General features: G+C 66.4%; 21 protein-coding genes and 2 pseudogenes. 12 read left to right on the forward strand and 11 right to left on the reverse strand.

Annotated elements, in window-relative coordinates; genetic code table 11:
* Positions 1–84: 84 nt before the first annotated feature.
* The 4 genes and pseudogenes from E5790_RS14895 to bioA all read right to left on the reverse strand — a co-directional run.
* Positions 85–189 (reverse strand): annotated as a pseudogene (locus tag E5790_RS14895) (16S rRNA (uracil(1498)-N(3))-methyltransferase); the annotation flags it as partial.
* Positions 190–355: 166 nt separating this feature from the next.
* A pseudogene (locus E5790_RS14900) lies at positions 356–460 on the reverse strand (16S rRNA (uracil(1498)-N(3))-methyltransferase); the annotation flags it as partial.
* Positions 461–626: 166 nt separating this feature from the next.
* Positions 627–1,364 carry a 16S rRNA (uracil(1498)-N(3))-methyltransferase gene (locus tag E5790_RS14905; RefSeq protein ID WP_111207085.1) on the reverse strand — a complete coding sequence of 246 codons (738 nt, stop codon included), beginning with the start codon at positions 1,362–1,364 and terminating at the stop codon, positions 627–629.
* Complete coding sequence (bioA, locus tag E5790_RS14910) at positions 1,355–2,746, reverse strand: adenosylmethionine--8-amino-7-oxononanoate transaminase (protein WP_247594914.1); 1,392 nt, start codon at positions 2,744–2,746, stop codon at positions 1,355–1,357. Before bioA ends, E5790_RS14905 begins: the two co-directional genes overlap by 10 nt.
* A gap of 77 nt (positions 2,747–2,823) precedes the next feature.
* On the opposite strand from bioA, the gene nudE reads away from it, so the two are divergent.
* The 8 genes from nudE (at position 2,824) to E5790_RS14950 (ending at position 8,915) form a co-directional block, all read left to right on the forward strand.
* Entirely contained in the window at positions 2,824–3,387 is a 564-nt protein-coding gene (gene nudE, locus E5790_RS14915; RefSeq protein WP_005418435.1) for an ADP compounds hydrolase NudE, read from the forward strand.
* Positions 3,384–4,187: a 3'(2'),5'-bisphosphate nucleotidase CysQ gene (gene cysQ / locus E5790_RS14920; protein ID WP_014038179.1), complete on the forward strand. Its 804-nt coding sequence runs from the start codon at positions 3,384–3,386 to the stop codon at positions 4,185–4,187. Before nudE ends, cysQ begins: the two co-directional genes overlap by 4 nt.
* A gap of 13 nt (positions 4,188–4,200) precedes the next feature.
* On the forward strand, positions 4,201–5,040 hold the full coding sequence (gene mazG / locus E5790_RS14925) for a nucleoside triphosphate pyrophosphohydrolase (protein ID WP_136191774.1): 840 nt from the start codon (positions 4,201–4,203) through the stop codon (positions 5,038–5,040).
* Positions 5,037–5,366: a YnfA family protein gene (locus tag E5790_RS14930; protein WP_014648085.1), complete on the forward strand. Its 330-nt coding sequence runs from the start codon at positions 5,037–5,039 to the stop codon at positions 5,364–5,366. The genes mazG and E5790_RS14930 overlap by 4 nt, the downstream gene beginning before the upstream one ends.
* A gap of 217 nt (positions 5,367–5,583) precedes the next feature.
* Positions 5,584–5,886 carry a DUF962 domain-containing protein gene (locus E5790_RS14935; RefSeq protein ID WP_014648084.1) on the forward strand — a complete coding sequence of 101 codons (303 nt, stop codon included), beginning with the start codon at positions 5,584–5,586 and terminating at the stop codon, positions 5,884–5,886.
* A 157-nt stretch (positions 5,887–6,043) separates the two neighbouring features.
* On the forward strand, positions 6,044–7,156 hold the full coding sequence (gene gcvT / locus E5790_RS14940) for a glycine cleavage system aminomethyltransferase GcvT (RefSeq protein WP_014648083.1): 1,113 nt from the start codon (positions 6,044–6,046) through the stop codon (positions 7,154–7,156).
* A 93-nt stretch (positions 7,157–7,249) separates the two neighbouring features.
* Positions 7,250–7,645, forward strand: coding sequence for a glycine cleavage system protein GcvH (gene gcvH / locus E5790_RS14945; protein ID WP_111207084.1), 396 nt, complete (start codon positions 7,250–7,252; stop codon positions 7,643–7,645).
* 775 nt (positions 7,646–8,420) lie between these two features.
* The gene (locus E5790_RS14950; protein ID WP_014648081.1) at positions 8,421–8,915 is read left to right on the forward strand and encodes a hypothetical protein; all 495 of its coding nucleotides are present in this window, start codon (positions 8,421–8,423) and stop codon (positions 8,913–8,915) included.
* Positions 8,916–9,039: 124 nt separating this feature from the next.
* On the opposite strand, the gene E5790_RS14955 is transcribed toward E5790_RS14950, so the two are convergent.
* Entirely contained in the window at positions 9,040–9,933 is an 894-nt protein-coding gene (locus tag E5790_RS14955; RefSeq protein ID WP_014648080.1) for a LysR family transcriptional regulator, read from the reverse strand.
* Positions 9,934–10,047: 114 nt separating this feature from the next.
* Here E5790_RS14955 and E5790_RS14960 point away from each other — a divergent pair, with 114 nt between their 5' ends.
* The gene (locus E5790_RS14960; RefSeq protein ID WP_032960847.1) at positions 10,048–10,806 is read left to right on the forward strand and encodes an SDR family oxidoreductase; all 759 of its coding nucleotides are present in this window, start codon (positions 10,048–10,050) and stop codon (positions 10,804–10,806) included.
* A gap of 102 nt (positions 10,807–10,908) precedes the next feature.
* On the opposite strand, the gene E5790_RS14965 is transcribed toward E5790_RS14960, so the two are convergent.
* On the reverse strand, positions 10,909–12,309 hold the full coding sequence (locus E5790_RS14965) for a serine hydrolase domain-containing protein (RefSeq protein ID WP_032960851.1): 1,401 nt from the start codon (positions 12,307–12,309) through the stop codon (positions 10,909–10,911).
* Positions 12,310–12,593: 284 nt separating this feature from the next.
* Here E5790_RS14965 and E5790_RS14970 point away from each other — a divergent pair, with 284 nt between their 5' ends.
* Together E5790_RS14970 and E5790_RS14975 are read left to right on the forward strand one after the other, a co-directional pair.
* Positions 12,594–13,922, forward strand: coding sequence for an MFS transporter (locus E5790_RS14970; RefSeq protein WP_014648077.1), 1,329 nt, complete (start codon positions 12,594–12,596; stop codon positions 13,920–13,922).
* A gap of 76 nt (positions 13,923–13,998) precedes the next feature.
* The gene (locus tag E5790_RS14975) at positions 13,999–14,349 is read left to right on the forward strand and encodes a DUF1304 domain-containing protein (RefSeq protein WP_014648076.1); all 351 of its coding nucleotides are present in this window, start codon (positions 13,999–14,001) and stop codon (positions 14,347–14,349) included.
* 48 nt (positions 14,350–14,397) lie between these two features.
* Here E5790_RS14975 and E5790_RS22095 read toward each other — a convergent pair whose 3' ends face one another.
* From E5790_RS22095 to E5790_RS14995, 4 genes are all read right to left on the reverse strand, one after another.
* Entirely contained in the window at positions 14,398–14,652 is a 255-nt protein-coding gene (locus E5790_RS22095; protein WP_247594915.1) for a hypothetical protein, read from the reverse strand.
* Between the two features lie 254 nt (positions 14,653–14,906).
* A complete protein-coding gene (locus E5790_RS14985) occupies positions 14,907–15,374 on the reverse strand; it encodes a hotdog fold domain-containing protein (protein WP_014648075.1) in 468 nt (155 codons plus the stop codon).
* A gap of 75 nt (positions 15,375–15,449) precedes the next feature.
* Complete coding sequence (locus E5790_RS14990; RefSeq protein ID WP_014648074.1) at positions 15,450–17,927, reverse strand: acyl-CoA dehydrogenase; 2,478 nt, start codon at positions 17,925–17,927, stop codon at positions 15,450–15,452.
* Complete coding sequence (locus E5790_RS14995) at positions 17,924–18,841, reverse strand: alpha/beta hydrolase (protein ID WP_014648073.1); 918 nt, start codon at positions 18,839–18,841, stop codon at positions 17,924–17,926. The genes E5790_RS14990 and E5790_RS14995 overlap by 4 nt, the downstream gene beginning before the upstream one ends.
* A 153-nt stretch (positions 18,842–18,994) precedes the next feature.
* On the opposite strand from E5790_RS14995, the gene E5790_RS15000 reads away from it, so the two are divergent.
* On the forward strand, positions 18,995–19,597 hold the full coding sequence (locus E5790_RS15000) for a TetR/AcrR family transcriptional regulator (RefSeq protein WP_005418411.1): 603 nt from the start codon (positions 18,995–18,997) through the stop codon (positions 19,595–19,597).
* A gap of 139 nt (positions 19,598–19,736) precedes the next feature.
* On the opposite strand, the gene E5790_RS15005 is transcribed toward E5790_RS15000, so the two are convergent.
* A complete protein-coding gene (locus E5790_RS15005) occupies positions 19,737–22,625 on the reverse strand; it encodes a TonB-dependent receptor (RefSeq protein WP_053496147.1) in 2,889 nt (962 codons plus the stop codon).
* Positions 22,626–22,815: the final 190 nt, after the last annotated feature.

Genomic DNA, 22,815 nt, shown 5'->3' on the forward strand with positions numbered 1-22,815 from the left:
TCGGGTAGCCGGTAGTGCCGGCCGCTGGCCGGCAACCCCATGATCCCGTGGATGCCGGCCAGCGGCCGGCACTACCACGAAGCCTTACCCCAGATCGCCCAACTGCGCCTGCAACGCCGCGATCGCGGCCAGCCCGGCCGTTTCCGTGCGCAGGATCCGCAGCCCCAGTTGCAGCCCCTGGAATCCTGCCGCTTGCAATCACGATGCCGCCAGCGGGAGCGGCTTCCAGCGTCGACATCCGCTGGCGGCCTGATCGGCAATCCGCCGGTCGGGTTCCCGGTAGTGCCGGCCGCTGGCCGGCAACCTCATGATCCCGTGGATGCCGGCCAGCGGCCGGCACTACCACGAATCAGCCTTACCCCAGATCGCCCAACCGCGCCTGCAACGCCGCGATCGCGGCCAGTCCGGCCGTTTCCGTGCGCAGGATCCGCGGCCCCAGTTGCAGCCCCTGGAATCCTGCCGCTTGCAATCACGATGCCGACAGCGGGAGCGGCTTCCAGCGTCGACATTCGCTGGCGGCCTGATCGGCAATCCGCCGGTCGGGTAGCTGGTAGTGCCGGCCGCTGGCCGGCAGCCCCATGATCCCGTGGATGCCGGCCAGCGGCCGGCACTACCACGAATCAGCCTTACCCCAGATCGCCCAACCGCGCCTGCAACGCCGCGATCGCGGCCAGTCCGGCCGTTTCCGTGCGCAGGATCCGCGGCCCCAGTTGCAGCCCCTGGAATCCTGCTGCGGCCAGTTGATCGCAGTCGCGTGGCGACCAGCCGCCTTCCGGGCCGATTGCAATCACGATGCCGCCAGCGGGAGCGGCTTCCAGCGTCGACAGGCGATGTGCTCCCTGCGGATCCAGGGTCAGGCGCAGCGAATCGGCTGGCAGCGCCGCCGCAGCCTGCGCCAGCGACAGCGGCGATCCTACCGGCGGAATGCGCGCGCGCCCGGACTGGCCGCAGGCCGAGGTCACCACGTTGTTCCAGTGCGCCACGCGCTTTTCCGCCCGTGCCGCGTCCAGCTTCACCTCGGTGCGCTCGGCGTTGACCGGAATGATCGCGACCACGCCCAGCTCGGTGGCCTTCTGCAGGATCAGGTCCATCTTCTCGCCACGGGCGATGCCCTGCAGCAGGGTGATCGCCAGCGGGGATTCATTGTCGATGGCCTGCACGGCGTCGATGCGGACCTGCACCTCGCGCTTGCCGGCCACGGTCAGCGTCGCGCTGTAGTCGTGGCCATCGCCGTTGAACAGCACGCAGGTATCGCCTTCGCGCAGGCGCATCACCCGCACCAGGTGATTGGCGGTCTCTTCCGGCAGGGTCACGGTCTGGCCGCTGTGCAGCGCCAGGTCGATGGGGCAGCGGGTCACGCGCATGCAATCGCCTCGTCGATGGCCGCCAGCGTGGTGTGCGCCAGCAGCTCCAGTTGTTCGTCGTCCACGCAGTAGGGTGGCATCCAGTACAGCACGTCGCCCAGCGGGCGCAGCACCACGCCGCGCTTGAGGGCGGCCTTGTAGGCCTGCAGGCCCAGCCGCAGGCCCGGGTCGAACGGCGTGCGCTTGTTGCCGTCGCGCGACAGCTCGAACGCCACCACCATGCCGGCCTGGCGCACGTCGGCCACGTGCGGGTGGTCGGCAAACGGTGCCGCCAGCGTGCCCATCACCGAGGCGATGCCCCGGTTGCGCGCGATCACATCGTCGTCGCGGAAGATGTCCAGCGTCGCCAGCGCCGCGGCGCAGGCCAGCGGGTTGCCGGTGTAACTGTGCGAATGCAGGAAGGCGCGCTCGCGCGAGTCGTCGAGGAAGGCGTCATACAGCGCCTGCGTCGCCAGTACGGCGGCCAGTGGCAGGAAGCCGCCGGTCAGGCCCTTGGACAGGCACATCAGGTCCGGCATCACCCCGGCCTGCTCGCAGGCGAACAGGGTGCCGGTGCGGCCGAAGCCGGTGGCGATCTCGTCGGCGATCATGAACGCGCCATGGGCATCGCACAGTTCGCGCACGCGCTGCAGGTAGACCGGGTCATGCATGCGCATGCCGCCGGCACACTGCAGGCGCGGTTCCAGGATCACCGCGCAGACCTCGCCCGGGTGCTGGTCGAACAGCGTGGCCAGGCCATCGGCCGCCTGCCGTGCGCGATCGGCCGCGCTCTGGCCCGGTTCGGCCAGGTAGGCATCGGGCGACGGCGCGAACAGGCCCTCGGCCAGCAGCGGCGCATAGACGCGGCGGTACAGCGGAATGTCACCCAGCGCCAGCGCGCCCAGGGTTTCGCCGTGGTAGCCGTTCTCGAGCGCGATGAAGCGCGTGCGCCGGGGCTCTCCGCGGTTCTGGAAGTACTGGAAGGCCATCTTCAGCGCCACTTCCACGCCGGCGGACCCGTTGTCGGCGTAGAACACCTTGGCCAGCGGTTCGCGGCCGGCCTGGCGTGGCGCCAGTGCCAGCAGGCGTTCGGCCAGGGTGATCGCCGGCTCGTGGCCGAAACCGGCGAGCATCACCTGTTCCAGCTGCCCGGCCTGGGCAGCGATGGCACCACCGATGCGCGGTTCGGCATGACCGAACAGATTGGTCCACCAGCTGCTGACCGCGTCCAGATAGCGGTTGCCGTCGTGGTCGATCAGCCATGCGCCTTCGCCACGGGCAATCGGTACCAGCGGCAGGGTGTCCGGATGCTCACGCATCTGCGTGCACGGGTGCCACAGCACCTGCAGGTCGCGCTGCCGCCAGTGGCGGACCAGCGGGGAGGGGGTTGGGTCTGCTAGCATTTCGGGCTCATGAACATGTTGCTGCCTGCACATTCTATCGGCCCCGGCGCAGCCGCCGGTCGCCGCGGAGATTCCGCATGAACGATGACCGTGCCGGCCGTCGCTTGCCGATCATCCATCGGATCACCGATGAGGAGAACGGCCCCTTCCAGCGCCAGCACCTGGACCTGGAGTTCTCCAACGGCGAACGCCGCCGCTTCGAGCGCCTGGTCAGCCGTGGGCACGGTGCGGTGGTGGTGGTGCCGATGCTCGACGACGAAACCGTGCTGCTGGTACGTGAATACGCCGCTGGCATGCACCGTTACGAACTGGGGCTGGTGAAGGGCCGGATCGATGCCGGCGAGACGCCCGAGCAGGCGGCCGACCGCGAACTGAAGGAAGAGGCCGGTTATGGTGCGCGCCGGGTCGACGTGCTGCGCGCGATGACCCTGGCCCCGACCTACATGAGCCACCAGTCGTGGCTGGTGGTGGCGCGCGACCTGTACCCGGAAAAACTGGCCGGCGACGAGCCGGAGGAGCTGGAAGTGGTGCCGTGGAAGCTGGCCGAACTGGACCAGCTGATGCTGCGCGAGGACTTCTCAGAGGGACGCTCGCTGGCGGCGCTGTTCATTGCCCGCCAGTGGCTGCAGGGAACGCGATGATCAAGCTGACGACGGACCTGCGCGAGACCGCCATCGCCATCGCCCAGGAAGCCGGACAGGCCATCATGCAGGTGTATGCCGATGGCTTCGACGTGCAGATCAAGGACGACAACAGCCCGGTCACCGCAGCTGACCTGGCCGCCAACCAGGTCATTGAACTGGGCCTGCGCCAGCTGACCCCGGACCTGCCGATCCTGTCCGAGGAATCGGCGCAGGTGGGCTGGGAGCAGCGCCGCCACTGGGGCGCCTACTGGCTGGTGGACCCGCTCGACGGCACCCGCGAGTTCGTCAAGCGCAACGGTGAGTTCAGCGTCAACATTGCCTTGATCTACCAGGGCGCACCGGCATTCGGCGTGGTGCTGGCGCCGGTCACCGGCATTGTCTGGCATGCCATGCGCGGGGAACTGGCCTATCGGCGGCAGGGTCTGCACGACACCGTGCTGCGCACCCGCACGCCGGCCACTGCTCCGCTGCGCGTCGCCGCCAGCCGATCGCACCGTTCGCCGGAAACCGAGGCGCTGCTGGCGCGCATGGGCCGCATCGAGACCATCGCGCAGGGATCGTCGCTGAAATTCTGCCGGATCGCCGAAGGCGGCCTGGATGTCTATCCGCGGCTCGGCCCGACCTCTGAATGGGATACCGCCGCCGGCCAGTGCGTGCTGCATGCGGCGGGTGGCGCGGTGCTGTCGGCCGCGACCGGCAAGCCGTTCCGCTACAACCGCCGCGAAACGCTGTTGAACGGCGATTTCATTGCCCTTGGTGATACCAGCCTGCCGTGGCGCGACTGGTTGTCCGACTGAACCTGGAGGCCGCATGAGCGCGCACGACACCCCTGCCACCGGCAGCGAGGCAAGCCATCAACTGGAACGCCTGCTGGTCATCATGGCGCGCCTGCGCGACCCGCAGGGAGGTTGCCCATGGGACCTGGAGCAGGACTTCTCGACCATTGCCCCGTACACCATCGAGGAAGCCTACGAGGTTGCCGATGCGATCGACCGCGGCGACCTCGACGATCTCTGCGACGAGCTCGGCGACCTGCTGCTGCAGGTGGTGTTCCACGCACGCATGGCCGAGGAGCAGGGGGCATTTGCCTTCGCCGATGTCGCACGTGCGATCAGCGACAAGATGCAGCGCCGTCACCCGCATGTGTTTGCCGATGTCAGCGTCGACGATGCCGACGGGGTGATGCGCAACTGGGACGCGATCAAGCGCGCCGAGCGTGCCGCCAAGGGCGAGCAAGACACCTCCGCACTGGCCGGTATCTCGCGTGGCCTGCCGGAATGGCAGCGCGCCGTGAAGCTCCAGTCGCGCGCGGCCAGGGTCGGTTTCGACTGGCCGGGCCCGCTGCCTGTGCTGGACAAGGCGGCCGAGGAGCTGCAGGAGCTGCGAGAGGAATTCGAGCGCGGCGATATCGCGGGCAACAAGGCGCGCCTGCAGGAAGAACTGGGCGACCTGCTGTTCGTCTGCGCCAACCTGGCCCGGCACGCCGATATCGATCTGGGCGCCGCACTGCGCGGGGCCAACCACAAGTTCGAGCGGCGCTTCCGCGCGATGGAAGCGCAGGCCGAGGCGCAGGGGGAGGCGTTGGTGGCACTGGACCTGGATGCGCAGGAAGCGCTGTGGCAGCACGCCAAGGCAGCAGAAAAAGCGTGAAGACGCTTGGCCTGTTCCTGCTGACCGCGCTGGCCGAGATCGTCGGCTGTTACCTGCCATGGTTGTGGCTGCGCAAGGGAGGCAGCGTCTGGTTGCTGCTGCCGGCCGCGGCCAGCCTGGCCCTGTTCGCCTGGCTGCTGACTCTGCACCCGACTGCCAGTGGACGGGTCTATGCCGCCTACGGTGGCGTGTACATCGGCACCGCGCTGTTCTGGTTGTGGCTGGTCGACGGCATCCGCCCCAGCCGCTGGGACCTGTTCGGTGCAGCCCTGTGCCTGGCCGGCATGGCGGTGATCATGTTCGGTCCGCGCACGCCCCCGGTGTAGCGTCGAGCCAGGCTCGACCGCGCCCACCCTTTTGTAGAGCCGAGCCATGCTCGGCTGCTTCTCCGGGGAGCAGTCGAGCGAGCTTGGCGCTACAAAGGCCAAGGCAGCCGAGCATGGCTCGGCTCTACAACGGCCGCCGGGCCATGCCCCGCAAGCGCGCAGCGCTGCATCCCGGTAAGGCGCATGATGGCAGTGACCACGGCCCCGGAGCACGCGCATGTCCCGCTTCGCCAGCTTCCGCGAGTTCTATCCGTTCTATCTCAGCGAGCACCGCCACCCGGTCTCGCGGCGCCTGCATTTCATCGGCAGCTGCGGGGTGCTGCTGCTGGCTGCGGCTGCCGTGTTGCGCGGCCAGCCGACGCTCCTGCTGGCCGCGCTGTTCTGCGGTTATGGATTCGCCTGGGTCGGCCACTTCTTCTTCGAGAAGAATCGCCCGGCCACCTTCCGGCATCCGCTGTATTCATTCATGGGTGACTGGGTGATGTTCGTCGACATCCTGCGTGGGCGGGTGCGCCTGTAACAGGCGGCTGCGGGGAGCGCAGCCATTGCCTCGCCCGAAAGGGAAAGGGCGCGGCGGGCCGCGCTTCCGCTTCCACGAACCGCTGCGCTGCGGCACGCCTGCGGGCGACCGATCTGGGATAATGGGAATTCCTGTTTCCTCTGCTGCCGGACCGGTCATGACCCAGAAGACGCTGCTCAACGATACCCACCGCGCCCTTGGCGCCAAGATGGTCGATTTCGGGGGTTGGGACATGCCCATCCACTACGGCTCGCAGCTGGACGAACACCACCTGGTGCGTCGCGAAGCCGGCGTGTTCGACGTCAGTCACATGACCGTGGTCGACCTGCGCGGTGACCAGGTCAAGCCGTTCCTGCGCCGCCTGCTGGCCAATTCGATCGACAAACTGAAGGTGACCGGCAAGGCCCTGTACTCGTGCATGCTGAATCCGCGCGGCGGCGTCATCGACGACCTGATCGTCTACTACCTGGGCGACGATTTCTTCCGCATGGTGGTCAATGCCTCCACCCGCGAAAAGGACCTGGCCTGGCTGCGTGAGCAGGCGGCACCGTTCGGTGTTTCCGTCGAGCAGCGCCCGGACCTGGCCATCCTCGCCGTGCAGGGCCCGCAGGCGCGCGACATCGTGATCGGCCTGGCCCGCGAAGCCGACCGTGCAGCACTGACCAAGCTGGGCCGCTTCGCCGCCCTGCAGGCGCAGTCCGACGACGGCGTCGAGTTGTTTGTCGCCCGCACCGGCTACACCGGTGAAGACGGTTTCGAGATCCTGCTGCCGCAGGATGCCGTGGTCGCCTTCTGGAACCGCCTGCTGGCGGCAGGCGTGAAGCCGGCCGGCCTCGGTGCGCGCGACACCCTGCGCCTGGAGGCCGGCATGAACCTGTACGGCCAGGACATGGACGAAGAGATCAGCCCGTATGAAGCGGCACTGGCCTGGACCGTGTCGCTGGACGAAGGCCGCGACTTCATCGGCCGCGACGTGCTGGAGGCGCAGAAGGCCGCCGGCACCGCGCGCCAGATGATCGGCCTGGTGATGGACGAGAAGGGCGTGCTGCGCCACGGCCAGGCGGTGACCACCGCTGGCGGCCAGGGCGAGATCCTGTCCGGCACCTTCTCGCCGACCCTGGCCAAGGGCATCGCCTTCGCCCGCGTGCCGGCCGGTGAACTCGGCGAGGTCACCGTCGACATCCGCGGCCGGCAGGTGCCGGTGCGCGTGGTCAAGTTCCCGTTCGTGCGCGAAGGCCAGGCCCAGCCCGGCGTGCTCGCCGACGCCTGATCCGAACGTGCCGGTCGTCACTGACAGCAGTGGCGGCCGGTTGGTTACACTAGCCCCGTTTTTTCCACCCCTGCATATCTCTGGAGCAGTCCCATGAGCGAGATCCCCGGCGACCTCAAGTTCCTCAAGTCCCATGAGTGGGCCCGTGTCGAAGGCAATGGCCGCGTCACCGTCGGTATTTCCGACCACGCCCAGGGCCTGCTGGGTGACCTGGTCTACGTCGAACTGCCGGAAGTCGGCGCCGACGCCAAGGCCGGCGAACAGATCGCCGTCGTCGAGTCGGTGAAGGCCGCCTCGGACGTCTACAGCCCGATCAGCGGCAAGGTCGTCGAGGTCAACTTGGCCCTGTCCGACAAGCCGGAAACCATCAACGAAGATGCCTACGGCGAAGGCTGGATGTTCGTGATCGAACTGACCAACGCCGAAGAGGTCAACGAGCTGCTGGACCCGGACGCGTACGCCGAAGCCCTGGAGAACGACGACCACTGAGTCGTCGTTTCCGGATTCTGGAACGGCCACCTTCGGGTGGCCGTTTTTGTTTTGGCGACCGCGTCGGACTCATGACGCGGGGTTCGCTGTGCACCCTCGGCGTGGCATCAGCCGACAGGCGAACGGTGCCGATGGGCGTGCGCAGTTTTGCGCAAATCCGCGTTTCAGCCCCGCGCCGAAGCGTTCGAATGTGAAAACTTTTCGCCCCCCGTTGCGGCGCCGTTGTGCTGGCGTTGGCGGCGGTGCCGGTGACCACCGACGATGCGCGTACGCCGTTGTGCCTTGCCTGCGCCTGTCTACGCGGAGTGCTTATTTCAAGTGTTTTTTGATCAACGCCTGCATTGGCATCGATGCAGGCAACGTGCGTGCGCGCCGCTTCCACCGTCGTTGCAGGCCGTGCAGAGTGGTGGCGCCGGCGGCGCCCGGGAAGGCGCGGATGTGAAAATTTTTCGCGGGGGTTGTTGACAGTAAAAAAAACCGTGATTAGGTTTCGCCTCAGCAGACCTTGCCTGCCCAACCGAGTGCGCAGAATCAATCGTCCGATGCGAAGCAGCCCCTTCAAGACCACCGCGACCCTGATGACGGTGGACATGGCCCCGCTTCCCCCGGAGAAATGCAAGGCAACTCCCGTTCCGATGCCCGCTCCGCCGATCGAGGCGGGCATTGCCGCATCCGTAACGGCGCGCCTGACGCGCCGGCGGTCCCCGCACGCAGCATCCGCGGGTTTGATCCAACTGGGCGTTTCAACTCCCTATCACTGACGAGGAGCCATCCCATGGCAACCAAGAAAGCTGCGAAGAAGAAGCCCGCCGCCAAGAAAGCGGTGAAGAAGGTCGCGAAGAAGGCCGCTGCCAAGAAGGCAGTGAAGAAGGTCGCGAAGAAGGCAACCGCCAAGAAGGCAGTGAAGAAGGCTGCGAAGAAGGTCGCCAAGAAGACCACTGCGAAGAAGGCAGTGAAGAAGGCGGCGAAGAAGGTAGCCAAGAAGTCCGCTGCCAAGAAGGCCACCAAGAAGGTTGCCAAGAAGGCCACCAAGAAGACTGCCAAGAAGGCCGCGGCGCGCAAGCCGGCCAAGAAGGTCGCGAAGAAGGCCACTGCCAAGAAGGCCGTCAAGAAGACCGCCAAGAAGGCAGTGAAGAAGACCGCGAAGAAGGCCACCAAGAAGGCTGCCCCGAAGAAGGCAGCGAAGAAGGTTGCCAAGCGCAAGCCGGCCGCCCGCAAGAAGAAGGCCGCTCCGGTCGCTCTGCCGGCAACCCCGGCGCCGCTGATCTAAGTACTTCCCGATAGCCGCATCCTGAAACCCCCTTCCCTGGCTGCCCAGCGGGGAGGGGGTTTTTTTATGGGCCACTTGTAGCGTCGAGTCGAGCCAGGCTCGACCGCTTTGCTGACGGTCGGCGCTAGCCGTGCGGCGCCGCTGGAAAGCGCTCCATCAGGAAGTCGAGGAAGCTGCGCAGGCGGGTGGAGTGGTAACGGTCGTGCGCATAGACCACGTGCATCGGCCGACCGGCCTGACCGTATTCCGGGAACAGCTGCACCAGACGCCCCGCCTCGACATCGGCGGCCAGCAGCAGCGTCGATTGCAGGACGATGCCAAGGCCGTGCAGCGCCGCCGAACGCAGCGCTTCGCCATTGTTGATCTGCAGTCGGCCGTCGGGCACGTGGTCGAGCTCGCCAGCGTCGTGCTGCAGCCACTGGGCAAGCGCACTCGGTTCGAACGACAGGCATTGATGGCCGGCAAGTGCGTGCACGCTGCGTGGCGTGCCGTGCCTGGCCAGATACGCCGGCGATGCGCACATCATCAAGCGATAGGGGGCCAGTGCTCGGGCCACCAGCACGCTGCTGTCGGCCAGCGTGCCGATGCGCAGTGCCGCCTCGAAGCCCTCTTCGGCCAGGTCGACCACACGATCGGTCAGCGTGGCTTCGACCCGGACATCCGGATGACGGGCCATGTACTCGGCCAGCGCCGGTACCAGCGCGTGTGTACCGAAGATCACCGGTGCGCTGATGCGCAGCGTGCCCGCCGGTGAGAGCTGCTGGTGCTGCGCCTGCGCGTCGGTTTCCTCCACCAGGCGCAGGATCTCCTTGCAGCGCGCGTAGTAGTCCTCGCCGAACGGTGTCATGTGCTGGCGCCGGGTGGTACGGCTCAACAGCTGCATGCCCAGCCGGGCTTCCAATGCGCGCAGGTGCTTGCCGGCCATCGTTGCCGAGATATCCATCGCCGCGGCTGCCGCACTGAGGCTGCCCTTGTCCACGATCAGCACGTAGACCTGCATGCTCTCCAGCAGGTTCATCTGACACCCCGGGTGTTGAATGCTGAAACCTGCGTGGAGTTTATCAATCAGGGGTGATCAAACAGCATGTCGTGCACGGACCGGATTCGCCGGCCACGCTGACAGGAGAACACCATGGACTTGAATCTTGCTGGCCGTACCGCGTTGGTGACGGGCGCGGCCAGCGGCATCGGTGCCGCCGTCGCCAGGCAGCTGGCGGCCCAGGGCGTGCGCATTGCCATCACGTCGCGGCAGCGGGCACCGCTGCAGGCGCTGGCGGCGCGGATCGAAGCCGAAGGCGGCGCTGCACCGGTCATCGTGGCCGGCGATGTCACGGTTGCCGGCGACCTCCGGTACATCGCGGACGCATCCCGTGAGGCATTGCAGCGTGTCGACATCCTGGTCAATGCCGCAGGCGGTTCCCGGCCGACCACGGTCGATGCCGATGACGATATCTGGGAGGAAGCGATCGCCCTGAACTTCTCCGCCGCACGACGGCTGACCCAGGCGCTGTTGCCCGGCATGCAGGCGCAGGCATGGGGACGGGTGATCAATTTCAGCGGTTCGATGGAACCGCGCGCGGTGAACGCGGCCACCGCGGCGAAGGCGGCATTGCACCTGTGGAGCAAGGGCCTGTCGTCGGAGGTGGCGGGGCAGGGCATCACGGTGAACGCGATTGCACCGGGGCGCATCAACAGCGCGCAGATCCTGGACCGCCTGCACCCCACCGAGGAAAGCAGACGCGCGTTCATTGCCCGCAACATCCCGATCGGACGCTTTGGTGAACCGGAGGAAGTGGCGCCGCTGGTGGCGTTCCTGGCCTCGCCGCTGGCGGGTTACATCACCGGTGCGGTGATTCCAGTGGACGGCGGCATGCACTACTTCGCGCACTAGCGCTGCGGAACTGCAGAGCCGAGCATGGGCTCGACGCTGCAACGGCCAACAAAAAGGGCGACCGATGGGCCGCCCTTCGCACACACGGTCGAGCCCGCCTGGTCAGCGCGGCGAAGCCACCGCGCGGTTGCCCGAGGCGCCCTTGCCCTTGCGCTTGTCCTGCTGCGCCGGGCTTGCGCCCTCGGCCATCAGGTTGTCGCTGCCGAAGTCGGTGTCCACGTCCAGCCAGCGCTGCGCCGGCAGGCCGAGCGCCGAGTCGAGCACGGTCGGCAGCAGGCCGCTGGGCAGGCCGCTTTCGCCATTCCAGAGGATGGCGATGCCGAGGTCACGTTCCGGCACCAGCGCGACCAGGCCGCGATAGCCCTGCACGGCACCTGCATGGAACACCACGTCGTGGCCGGCGTAGTCGAAGGTACGCCAACCCAATGCGTAGCCCGCCGAGTGCAGGCGCTCACGGCGCCAGCCTGAACGCATCTCGCCCGGCGTGTTGATCAGGCTCGAATGCAGGGTGGCCAGCAGCGGTGCCGGCAGCACGTCGGGGCGATGGCCGGTGTGGGCCAGCAGCCACTGCGCCATGTCGCTGGCGCTGGCGTTGACGCCAGCCGCCGGAGCGACGCGGTAATAGGTGGGCTTGGGCGTCAGCGAGACCCAGCCGTTGCGGCTGCGCACGTGCGGACGCGCCCAGCGCGAGCTGGCCTGGATGCCGGCCAGGCCGAGACTGGCATCATTCATGCCCAGCGGCTTGAAGATGCGGCGCTCGACCGACTGCTCGTAGAAGCTGCCCGAGGCCGCATAGACCACGTCGCCGATCAGGCTGAAGGCCACGTTCTGGTAGGCGTAGCAGTCGCCCGGCAGGCATTTCAGGCTGGTGTTGGCCAGCTTCTGGGTCAGCGCGTAGTACTCGGCGTTGCCTTCGATGTCGCGGTCGTAGGCGTTGTACGGCAGGCCGACGCGATGGCTGAGCACGTCGGCCACGGTCAGGCGGTCGGTGGCTTCGGGCGAATTGAGGCGGAAGCCCGGCACGTAGTCGGTGACCTTGCTGTCCCAGCGCAGCGTGCCGTCGTTGACCAGCAGGCCGGCCATGGTGCCGGCGAAGGCCTTGGACAGCGAGGCCAGGCGGAACACGGTGTGCGCATCGACCGGCAGCGGGTTGTTGACGTCGGTGACGCCATAGCCACGCGCGCTGAGAATGCGGCCGCCCTGCACGATCGCCACCGCCATGCCTGGCACGCGCTCGCCATAGGTCAGCTGCTGCGCCATCGATTCGATGTTGGCGACGTTGAAGCCAGCCGCCGGCGCCTGGACGCGCGGCACCAGACCGGTGCGGTAGGCCGCAGGCTGGGTGTGGGCGACGGTGGCAGCCGTCGCGGATTCGATGTTGGTCGGCATCGGCGGCAACGCCGGCGGTGTCTGCGCGGTGGTGGACAAGGCAACGGGCATCAACATGCCCAGCAAACCGGTGGCCGCCGAACGGATCGGACGACGCAGGCTGTTCTTTTTCATCGGTTGGACCCGTGCGCGACTGCTGATGGCGATTCTAGCGCCGCTTTTCCCCTGTGCACAAACAAAGCGAAGATGAATGCGCATCTTGTTGAAAAATTTGGAATTTTGACGCCCCGAAAGTGTGTATCGGAACGTGTCGTCCAGGCCGGTCCTCGCGTCCGTCCGCAGGCGCGAGGGCGCGTCACGCTGGCGATGTTGCAGTGCATTGGCTAACGTACGCGCTTCACCGCCCCGGAGCCTGCCATGCTGCTGTCCAACCGCCGTCTGTGGGCGAGGGGCGCTGCATGAGCGCTGCATCGGGCAAGGGGCCGCTGCAGGGCCTGGCGGCGGCGCTGCGCGAGTCGCCGGCGCTGTGGTGGTCGTTCCTGTACTTCTTCTGCCTGCTCAGCGGCTACTACGTGCTGCGCCCGGTGCGTGAGGCCATGGCCGCCTCGGCGGACCTGGAAACGGTGTTCCCGCCCGTGCTGATCACCTGGTTCGCCAGCCATGGCATCGCGTTGAAGGACTTCGTCCTGCAGTTCCTGTTCTCCTGCGTGTTCGTGATCATGCTGGTGCTGCAGCCGGTGTACGGCTGGCTGGTCAGCCGCTTCCCGCGCCGTGTGTTCCTTCCCGTGGTGTACGGCTTCTTCATCGTCACCCTGCTGGGGTTCTACGCACTGTTCGACAGTCACGTGCCAGGGCGGGGCATGGCCTTCTTCCTCTGGGTGATGGTCTTCAACCTGTTCGCGGTGGCGGTGTTCTGGAGCTTCATGGCCGACGTGTTCTCCAACGCACAGGCGCGTGCCTACTACGGCTACATCGGTGCGGCCGGCACCGTTGGCGCGTTCCTCGGCCCGTTGATCACCAGCGCGCTGGCGCAGCGCGTGGGCATCGCCAACCTGATGCTGGTCTCGGCAGCATTCCTGGTCGTGTGCCTGTTGTGCATCTGGCGGCTGCGGCATTGGGCGGTGCTGCGCGAACGCGAGCAGCAACTGGTGTCCGGCGAGCAACCGATGGGCGGCAGCGTGCTGGACGGCCTGAAACTGATCGTGCGCGAGCCGCTGCTGCGCTGGTTGGCGGTGATGGTGGTGTTCGGCGTGGGCGTCGGCACGCTGCTGTACAACCAGCAGGCCAGCATCGTGCGCGCGGCGTTTACCGACCCGGCGGCCAGTACCGCGTTCTTCTCGCGCATCGACCTGGCGGTGAACGCGCTGGCGCTGCTGATGCAGGTGGGCCTGACCCGCTGGCTGCTGTCGCGCCACGGCATCGCGCCGGCGCTGCTGATTCCCGGTTTCGCGATCCTGATCGGCTTCTCGGTGCTGGCAGCCTCGCCGATGCCGTTGATGGTCGCGGTGGTGCAGGTGATGACCCGCGCCAGCGAATTCGCACTGGCCAAGCCGGCGCGCGAGACCATCTACACGCGCGTGGACCGGCAGTGGCGCTACAAGGCCGGCGCGGCGATCGACACCGTGGTGTACCGCGGCGCGGACCTGGGGTTCACCTGGATCCACAAGGCACTGACCCTGTTCGGTTCGCACGTGGTGTTCATCGGCGGCGTGCTGGTGGCCGGCTTCATGACCCTGGCTGCATTCGGCGTGCTGCGCGAAGAAAAGAAGCTGCCGCGCGACCGTTGATTTGCCGGGGTCAGGGCCCTTTCCCGCGGGGAAAGGGCGCTGACCCCATTCTCCTTCCCTGTCCAAGGAACCGCACATGTACTGGATCGCACTCGCCCTGACCTTGCTGGTCGCACTGCTGCACGTCTATTTCCTGGTGCTGGAGATGTTCCTGTGGACCCGCCCGCTGGGCCTGAAGACCTTCCGCAACACGCCGGAGAAGGCCGGGGCCACGCGCGTGCTGGCGGCCAACCAGGGCCTGTACAACGGCTTCCTGGCGGCAGGCATCGTGGTGGGGCTGGTGATCGATCAGCCGGTGCTGGTGACGTTCTCGCTGGCCTGCGTGGTGGTGGCGGGGTGCTATGGCGCGTACAGCGTGAGCCGCCGTATTTTCATGATCCAGGCGGTGCCGGCGATCCTGGCGTTGGTGTTTCGCGCGCTGGCGTAGTTTCCAGCCAACGGCGCAGCCCCTCGTGGGTTGGTCGCGTGGAGCGGGTCATGTGTTGGGTGTGGCGGGTGGGCCGTGCAGGGGACGCTGCAAGTACGTCCATGTAAGCTCGATGGCGCCATCCATGGCGCCAACGCCCCTGAACGGCCCACCCGCCACACCCCTGACAGTTTCAGGGCGCGGCCAGCCCACGGAGAAGAAAAAGAAGTTCAAGAGCAACAGCAACAGCAACAGCAACAGCAACAGCAACAGCAACAGCAACAGCAACAGCAACAGCAACAGCAACAGCAACAGCAACAGCAACAGCAAAAAGCGGCCGGTGGGCCGCTTTTGCTGTTGCTTCTGCCCTTCTTTTTTCTCTTGCGTGGGTGGACGCCGCAGAGATGCGTCCGAGGCTGGGGGCGGTGGGTTCGCGGGGATGTCCGCGGCATGGATGCCGCGGCCAAGTCCCCAGGGATGGGTTCACGGCGTCCCCCGCGAACCCACCGTCCCCAGCCTAACCAGGGCTTTCCGCGATCAACCGTCCACCCCCGAGGGGCTGCGCCGTTCGCGGGAACCTACTTCGCCGGCGACAACCACATGTCGATCACCGCGCTGAACACCTCCGTGCCCGCACGGTCGCGCACGCTCACCGTCACCGGCAGGGCATAGCCCTCGGCCGCGACGACAATCGGCTGTGCCGGCAACGCCACCGCCTGCAGCGTGCCACGTGCCTTGGCCAGGTACTGCACCTGCATCCCCTTCGGGATCCAGCGCATGCCCTTCGGCAGCGATGCATCGACCATCAACCCGGCGGTCAGTTCGGCCAGGTTGCACATCGCGATCGCGTGCACCGTGCCGATGTGGTTGCGCACCCTGCGGCGGTCGGCCAGCGTGCCTTCGCAGCGGCCGTGTTCCAGGCGGGTGATGCGTGGCGCGATGCTGGCGAAGTAGGGCGCCTTGAAGCACACCGCGCGCGAGAACAGCCAGGTGCCGGCGGGCCAGCGCTGCAGCCGGTGGTAAAGCGAGAGCAGGGGCGTGGACATGGTGGGTATTCCGGTCGGCGGATAAAGCGACGGCGGGCCGAGGCCCGCCGTCGAAGCAACGCGTGTCGCGGGCGATCAGGCTGCCTGCGAATGCGGGTCCTTGTGCTGGCGGTCGTAGTAGCTGGCCGCGCGCAGTTCGTGGGTGTCGAAGTCGTCCACGCTGATGGTGTCCAGGGTCAGCGTGCGCAGCTCTTCCAGCAGGCTGCGCTCATCCTGGGTGATCACGCCCTCGGCCACGGCTTCGTCCAGCTGCGCCTTGAAGTCCAGCGCCTCGATGCCCTTGCTCTTCAGCGCCTTCAGGAACTTGCGCTCCACCGGCTCGGCCATGATCGCCTTGCTCAGGTAGCTGTTGATACGGCCGCCCGGGTTGTTCTCGCACGGGGTCAGGAACACGCCACTGGCCAGACGGTCGCGGGCTTCATTCGGCGCCATCAGCAGGGCGGCGACACGACGGCTCAGGCGATCGCCCGGAGCCTCGGCACGACGGCCCAGCGGGAAGATCAGTGCCCACATCAGCCAGCCGATCGGACGGATCGGGAAGTTGCGCAGTGCGGCCGACAGCGACTCTTCGATCTTGTGCACGCTGTCATGGAAGGCCCAGGCCAGCAGCGGCTGGTCGGCCTGCGGTGCGCCTTCGTCGTGGTAGCGCTTGAGCATGGCGCTGGTCATGTAGACGTGGCTCAGCACATCGCCCAGGCGGCCGGACAGCGATTCCTTGAACTTCAGCTTGCCGCCGAGGGTCATCATCGAGATGTCGGCCATCAGCGCCAGGTTGGCCGAGTAGCGGTCCAGCTTGCGGAAGTAGCGGCGGGTATAGGCGTCGCCCGGGGCGGCACCAAAGCGCGCGCCGGTCAGGCCGAACCAGAACGAACGCACGGCATTGGAGATGCCGAAGCGGATGTGACCGAACAGGCTGCGGTCGAAGTCCTGCAGGCCGGCGCGGGTATCCGGATCCTGCGCGGCCTTCATTTCCTTCAGCACCCACGGGTGGCACAGGATCGCACCCTGGCCGAAGATCAGCAGGCTGCGGGTCATGATGTTGGCGCCCTCCACGGTGATCGCGATCGGCGCGGCCTGCCAGCTGCGGCCAGCGAAGTTGCGCGGCCCCAGGATGATGCCCTTGCCGCCGATCACGTCCATCATGTCCGAGATCACTTCGCGACTCATGGTGGTGCAGTGGTACTTGGCGATCGCCGACGGCACCGACGGCACGTCGCCACGGTCAACCGCGGCGGCGGTGGCCTGCGACAGCGCACTGATCTTGTACGCCTTGCCGCCGATGCGGGCCAGCGCTTCTTCCACGCCCTCGAAGCGGCCGACCGACAGGCCGAACTGCTTGCGGATGCGCGCATAGGCGCCGGTCACCGCGGCACCGGCCTTGGCACCACCACTGGCGGTGGACGGCAAGGTGATCGAGCGGCCCACGGCCAGGCACTCGTTGAGCATGTTCCAGCCCTTGCCGGCCATCGCCGCGCCACCGATCAGCTGGGTCAGCGGAATGAACACGTCCTTGCCGCGGATCGGGCCGTTCTGGAACGTCGAGTTCAGCGGGAAGTGGCGACGGCCGATTTCAACGCCGGCGGTGTCGCGCGGCAGCAGGCCCAGGGTGATGCCGATGTCGCGGGTATCGCCGATCAGGCCATCCGGGTCGTACATGCGGAACGCCAGGCCGATCAGCGAAGCGACCGGGGCCAGGGTGATGTAGCGCTTGTCGAAGGTGAGCTTGACGCCGAGCACCTGCTCGCCGTTCCACTCGCCCTTGCAGACGATGCCGTAGTCCGGGATCGAGGTGGCGTCGGAGCCGGCGAACGGACCGGTCAGGCCGAAGCAGGGCACTTCGCGGCCATCGGCCAGGCGCGGCAGGTACTGGTCCTTCTGTTCCTGGGTGCCGTAATGCACCAGCAGTTCACCCGGGCCCAGCGAGTTGGGCACGCCGACGGTGGAGCTGACCACCGAAGACACCGACGCCAGCTTCTGGATCACCTTGTGGTGGGCCAGTGCGGAGAAGCCCAGCCCGCCATATTCCTTCGGGATGATCATGCCGAAGAACTTGTTCTTCTTGATGAAGGCCCATAGTTCCGGCGGCAGGTCCGCATGGACATGGGTGATTTCCCAGTCGTTGACCATCGCACACAGCTCTTCCACCGGGCCATCGAGGAAGGCCTGTTCCTCGGCGGTCAGCTGCGGCTTGGGATAGTTGAGCAGGATGTTCCAGTCCGGATCACCGGTGAACAGTTCGCCCTCGAAACCGACCGAACCGGTTTCCAGTGCGATGCGCTCGGTCTGCGACAGCGGCGGCAGCACCTTGCGGAACACCTTCATCATCGGGCCGGTCAGCAGCGGCTTGCGGATGAACGGCAGCAGCAGCGGCACGGCGATGACGGCCAACACGGCGGCCGCGACGATCGTGGCGGTCTGGTTGACGTAGGGAATGAACCAGCAGGCGGCCAGCAGGGCCACGCTGATCAGCGTCCAGGTAACCAGCCGCATGCGGTGGTAGGCGACGAACGCGCCTGCCAGCAGCAGGGCGAGGAAGGGAAGAACGATGCTCATGAGCGTGCTCCGGTGACGTGCTCGTTTGTGGCGGACGAAGCCGCAGCGTCCGCTGCGGGCAACACGTCCAGATAGTCCAACACAGTAGCGGTAAAGGCGTCGTTGTCATCGCCGGCGACCATATGGGTGGCCTGCGGCAGCTGCACATGGCGCGCATGCGGCGCCAACGCCAGGAACTCGGCCACGGTCTGCGGCGTGACCAGGTCGCTGCGTCCGCCGCTGACCAGCAGCAGCGGGCACTTCACCTGGCGCGCGGCCTCGGCCAGTGCGTCCTGGTGCTGTTCGCTGTCGCGGGCCAGTTCGGCCACCAGGCGCGGATCCCAGTGCCAGCGCCAGCGGCCGCGGCCGTCCTCGCGCAGCAGCGCACGCAGCGACTGCTCGGATTTGCGCGGACGGTGCGGCATGTACGCCGAGATCACGTCGGCGGCCTGGGCCAGCGAAGCGAAGCCGTCGGGATGGGCGGTCATGAAGGCGAGGATGCGCTCGACGCCGGCGGTATCCCAGCGCGGGGTGATGTCGACCAGCACCATCGCCGAGAACAGGCCGGGCCAGCGCGACTCGGCCAGCAGGCCGAACAGCCCGCCCATCGATGCGGCAACCAGTACCGGCGGGCGCGGCTGCTCGCCGGCCAGCACGATCAGGTCATCGGCGAACTGTTCGCCGTGATAGGGCAGGTTGGCGGCATTCCAGTCCGAATCGCCGTGGCCGCGGGCGTCGTAGGCCAGCGTCTGCAGGCCGGCGGCATTCAGTGCGCGGGCAGTGGCATTCCAGGCGTGGCGGGTCTGGCCGAAGCCATGCGCGAACAGCACCCGGCCGCGCCGGCCATGGTCGCTGGCGGTGGCGGCCAGGCGGGCGCCATGGGCGGCGTCCAGGCGCAGGTCATGGAACGCAGCGGGAGGTGGGGACGTAACCATACTTGCTAGTATGGATCGGTTCGGGGGGAAGTCAATACTGCACGGTATGGTGCGCTGCGGAAGTCCCCTGAATGGACCTCGCCTGGGAGGCTGCGACGGTTTCGACCGCAACCGCGTACTGCAACGAACCCCGGCGTATGGTTAAATCAGCCCATGAATCAACCTGACGCTTCCGCCGGCGAACCGCGCGCCGGCCGCAACAGCCGCCTGAGTGCCGAAGACTGGGCCCAGGCGGCCCTCGATCTGATTGCTGAACAAGGTGTCGGCGCCGTCGCGGTGGAGCCGCTGGCACGGCGGCTCGGCGTTACCAAGGGCAGTTTCTACTGGCATTTCCCTTCGCGCGATGCATTGCTGCAGGCGGCGCTGGAGCGCTGGGAACTGTTCGAACAGGAACAGGTGTTCGGCAGCCTGGAAGACGTGCCGGATCCGCGCGTGCGCCTGCGCCAGCTGTTCCAGATGGTGGCGCATGAAGTGCAGCCGCACATCATCTACAGCGAGCTGCTGAAGGCACTGGATCATCCGATGGTGCGGCCGGTGATCGACCGCGTCTCGCAGCGCCGCCTCGATTATCTGGTCGCCTCGTTCCGCCAGGCGGGCCTCAGCTCGACCGATGCGCGTCATCGGGCACGCCTTGCCTACGCCGCGTATGTCGGCTTCCTGCAGTTGTCGTTGCAGCTGCAGCAGCCCAAGCAGGCGCGCGAGGATTTCGAAGCGTACGTCGAGCATCTGATCGAGACGCTGATTCCGAACGGATGAGCACCCGGGAATGATGTTGAAGCAAGGCCGCGGCGACACCGCGGCCTTTTTTGTTGTGCCTGGCCAGCTGTTTCCATGCGACACAAAGAGCAACGGCCCCTTGCGGGGCCGTTGCTGCATCAGCTGATCAGAGTGCCGATCAGAACTTCTGCTTGTACTGCATGTACATGAAGCGACCGATGTCGTAGCCACCGTAGTAGGAGTACTGCGAGTTCGGCGCCGAGTACATCTGCGGGCCGTAATGATCGAACACGTTACGCGCGCCCACGGCGATGGTTGCATTCCACGGTGCGTTCCAGGAGACCTGGACGTCGTGGAAGGTGGTGGCGCCACGGCGGTTCATCGGCTGGTCGCGTGCCGGATCCGGCGAGCCGAAGTCAGGCAGGCTGCACTCGGTCGAGAAGTAGCACTGTTCCTTCACGCTGGAGAAGTAGCGCGTACCCCAGGTGATGCCCCAATCGCCGTATTCCCAGCCCAGCACCAGGTTCGAACGCAGGCGGAAGTTGCTGCTGAAGCCGTTGAGGATCGACACCGGCACCTGCTGCGCGTTGGTGGTCTTCAGCACGTTCTTGCTGACGTAGGTGTTCTGCAGGTTGGCGTTGAAGCTGCCCCAGCTGCTGGTTTCGAAGCGATAGGCCACATCGAAGTCGAAGCCTTCGGTTTCCTGGTAACCGGCATTACGTGGTGCGTAGGTCAGGTTGGTCACGATGCCACGGGTTGCGTCGCGGGTGAACGAGTTGCAGCGGTCGGCGATGCCGAGTACGTAGCAGTCGTTGAGCTGGGTGGTCGGATCGTCGGTGACGATGGTGTTGGTGATCTTGATGTTCCACCAGTCCAGGCTCATGTTCAGGCCCTGGGCAAAGGTCGGGCTCCACACCAGGCCGACGGTCTTGGACTTGGACTTTTCCGGAGTCAGGTTCGGGTTGGAGACGGCGTTGAACGGCACCGGGCTCTGCTCATCCTGACCTTCCGCCGGGACGTAACCCTGCTTCAGCTGGCGGAAATTCGGGGCCAGCGCGCCCAGAGCGGCGGCGCAACGCTGGGCGGTGGCCGGATCGCTGGCAGCCAGGCCGAAATCGGTATCGCACGGATCGGTGAAGTAGGCGAAGGTCTGCGAGCTGCCACCGTACAGATTATCGATGGTCGGTGCGCGGAAGCCCTCGGCATAGGTGGCACGCACCAGCAACTGGTCGATCGGCTTCCACTTGAGGCCGAACTTGTTGTTGGTGGTGTTGCCGAAGGTGTTGTACTTCGAGTAGCGCGATGCGGCGTTGAAGCTCAGTTCCTTGGCACCCGGCAGGTCGGCCAGGATCGGAACATTCAGCTCCAGATACACTTCGTTGACGTTGTAGCCACCACCGGTCGGGCCGGCCGCCAGATCGGTCGAGTAGCCCGACTGTGACAGCGCATCCGGGACGTAGGTGCCCTTGTCTTCGCGGTACTCGTAACCCAGCGCGAAGCCCAGGTCGCCGGCGGGCAGGGTGAACAGGCTGCCGGCGATGTTCGCGTAGTAGGTCTTGGTGGTGACTTCACCGGTGTTCTTGGTGGTCGGGAACAGGAACTGCTGCAGGGCAGGATTGCCGGTCAGGCCGCCGTCGCCGGTACGGCCGTACGGAATGGCCGGATTCCACGGAATGCAGCCGCCCGGGCCCGGGCCATAGATCGGGTTGGTGCCCGCGGCCAGGCCGGCGGCCGTGCCGCACTCGACGCGGCCGGTGGCCGGGTTGAGGAACGACGCGCCGGTGGCCTGGGTGACCGCCAGCATGTTGTAGTTGCCGGTCTGGGTCTGCAGGTTCTCCGAGTTCTGGTAGATGTAGCCGGCTTCCCAGTCGAAGTACTTGTCATTGAACTGGAAGCTGCCCTGCAGGGCGCCAGTGAAGCGGAAGGTGGTAAGCTTGTTGGTCGACAGGCGCGGCACTTCCCAGCCACGGCGGATGAAGCCCATGTCGGTGCCGAACGGGTTGTAGTAGCTGTCCTGCGAGAGCACGGTACCCAGCTGACGCTCATAGTCGGCCGACTGCAGCGGATAACCGGCGACCTGGGCCTGCGACTCGCGACGGGTGTACAGCAGGTCGGAGACGAAGCGGATGTTGTCGGTCAGGTCGTACTGTACGTTGGCGAACACCGAACGACGCTTGGTCGGCGTCAGCAGGTGCATCTGCTCGTTGGAGTTGCTGACGTCACCGGTGATCGGGGTGAGGTCGGTCTCGTGATAGGCGTTCGGATCGAACGGATTTCCACCACGGTTCAGCGTCAGCAACGGTGCATTCGGATCATTGACGTCATAGACCGCGCCCCACTGGCTGACCGGGGTCCAGCCGCGGTCCGGGTGGCGATCCGTGCGCTGCGACTTGCTGAACCAGCGATTCTTGGCCCAGACGGCCTTTTCTTCGGCGTATTCCGCACCGATGGTGACCGAACCACGATCACCGGTGAAGCCGGCCACGAAGTCGAAGCTGCTCTTCTGGCCGTCGCCTTCGCCGTACTGGCCGACGTAGGCGTTGGCTTCCAGGCCCTGGAAGTTCTTGCGGGTGATGATGTTGATCACGCCGGCGATCGCGTCGGAGCCGTAGATCGACGAGGCGCCGTCCTTCAGGACGTCGATGCGCTCGACGATGGCCGACGGGATCTGCGACACGTCCTGCAGGCCGCTGACGCTGGCGCCGAGGCGCTTGCCGTCGACCAGCACCAGGGTGCGTTCGGCGCCGAGGTTGCGCAGGTCGATGTAGAAGCCACCGACGGCTTCGCCGGAGGACAGCGGCTCGGAACGGCTGATGGCCGGGCTGCCAGCGGCAGAGATGTTCTGCAGGACGTCGGCAACTGTCTTGAAACCGCTCTTCTCGATCGAAGCGCGGCTGATGCTCAGAACGGGCTGGGCGGTTTCGGTATCGACCTGACGGATGCGCGAACCGGTGACCTCGATGCGGTCGAGGTTGGTGGCTTCTTGGGCGTGGGCCGTCGCGGTGGTGGCACCGGCGACAAGCGCGATCACAACTGCGTCACGCAGCTGGCTGGACTTGAGTTTCATTGGCTCTCTCTCTCCAAGAAATCTTGGCTGGGGTTAATGCCCGGCGGGGGAGCGAAAAAGCGCTCCCAAATCGCGAGGCTGACCCGATAGTAACGGGCGTTCGCCAAGAATTAAAGCTGTGTTAATCAAGCCTGTGATTTTGGTAAAGATGCGCTTTTTCCATGCCACTCAATAGTTTACCGGCATGGTC

Source organism: Stenotrophomonas sp. PAMC25021 (assembly GCF_004795795.1).
GTDB lineage: Bacteria > Pseudomonadota > Gammaproteobacteria > Xanthomonadales > Xanthomonadaceae > Stenotrophomonas > Stenotrophomonas muris.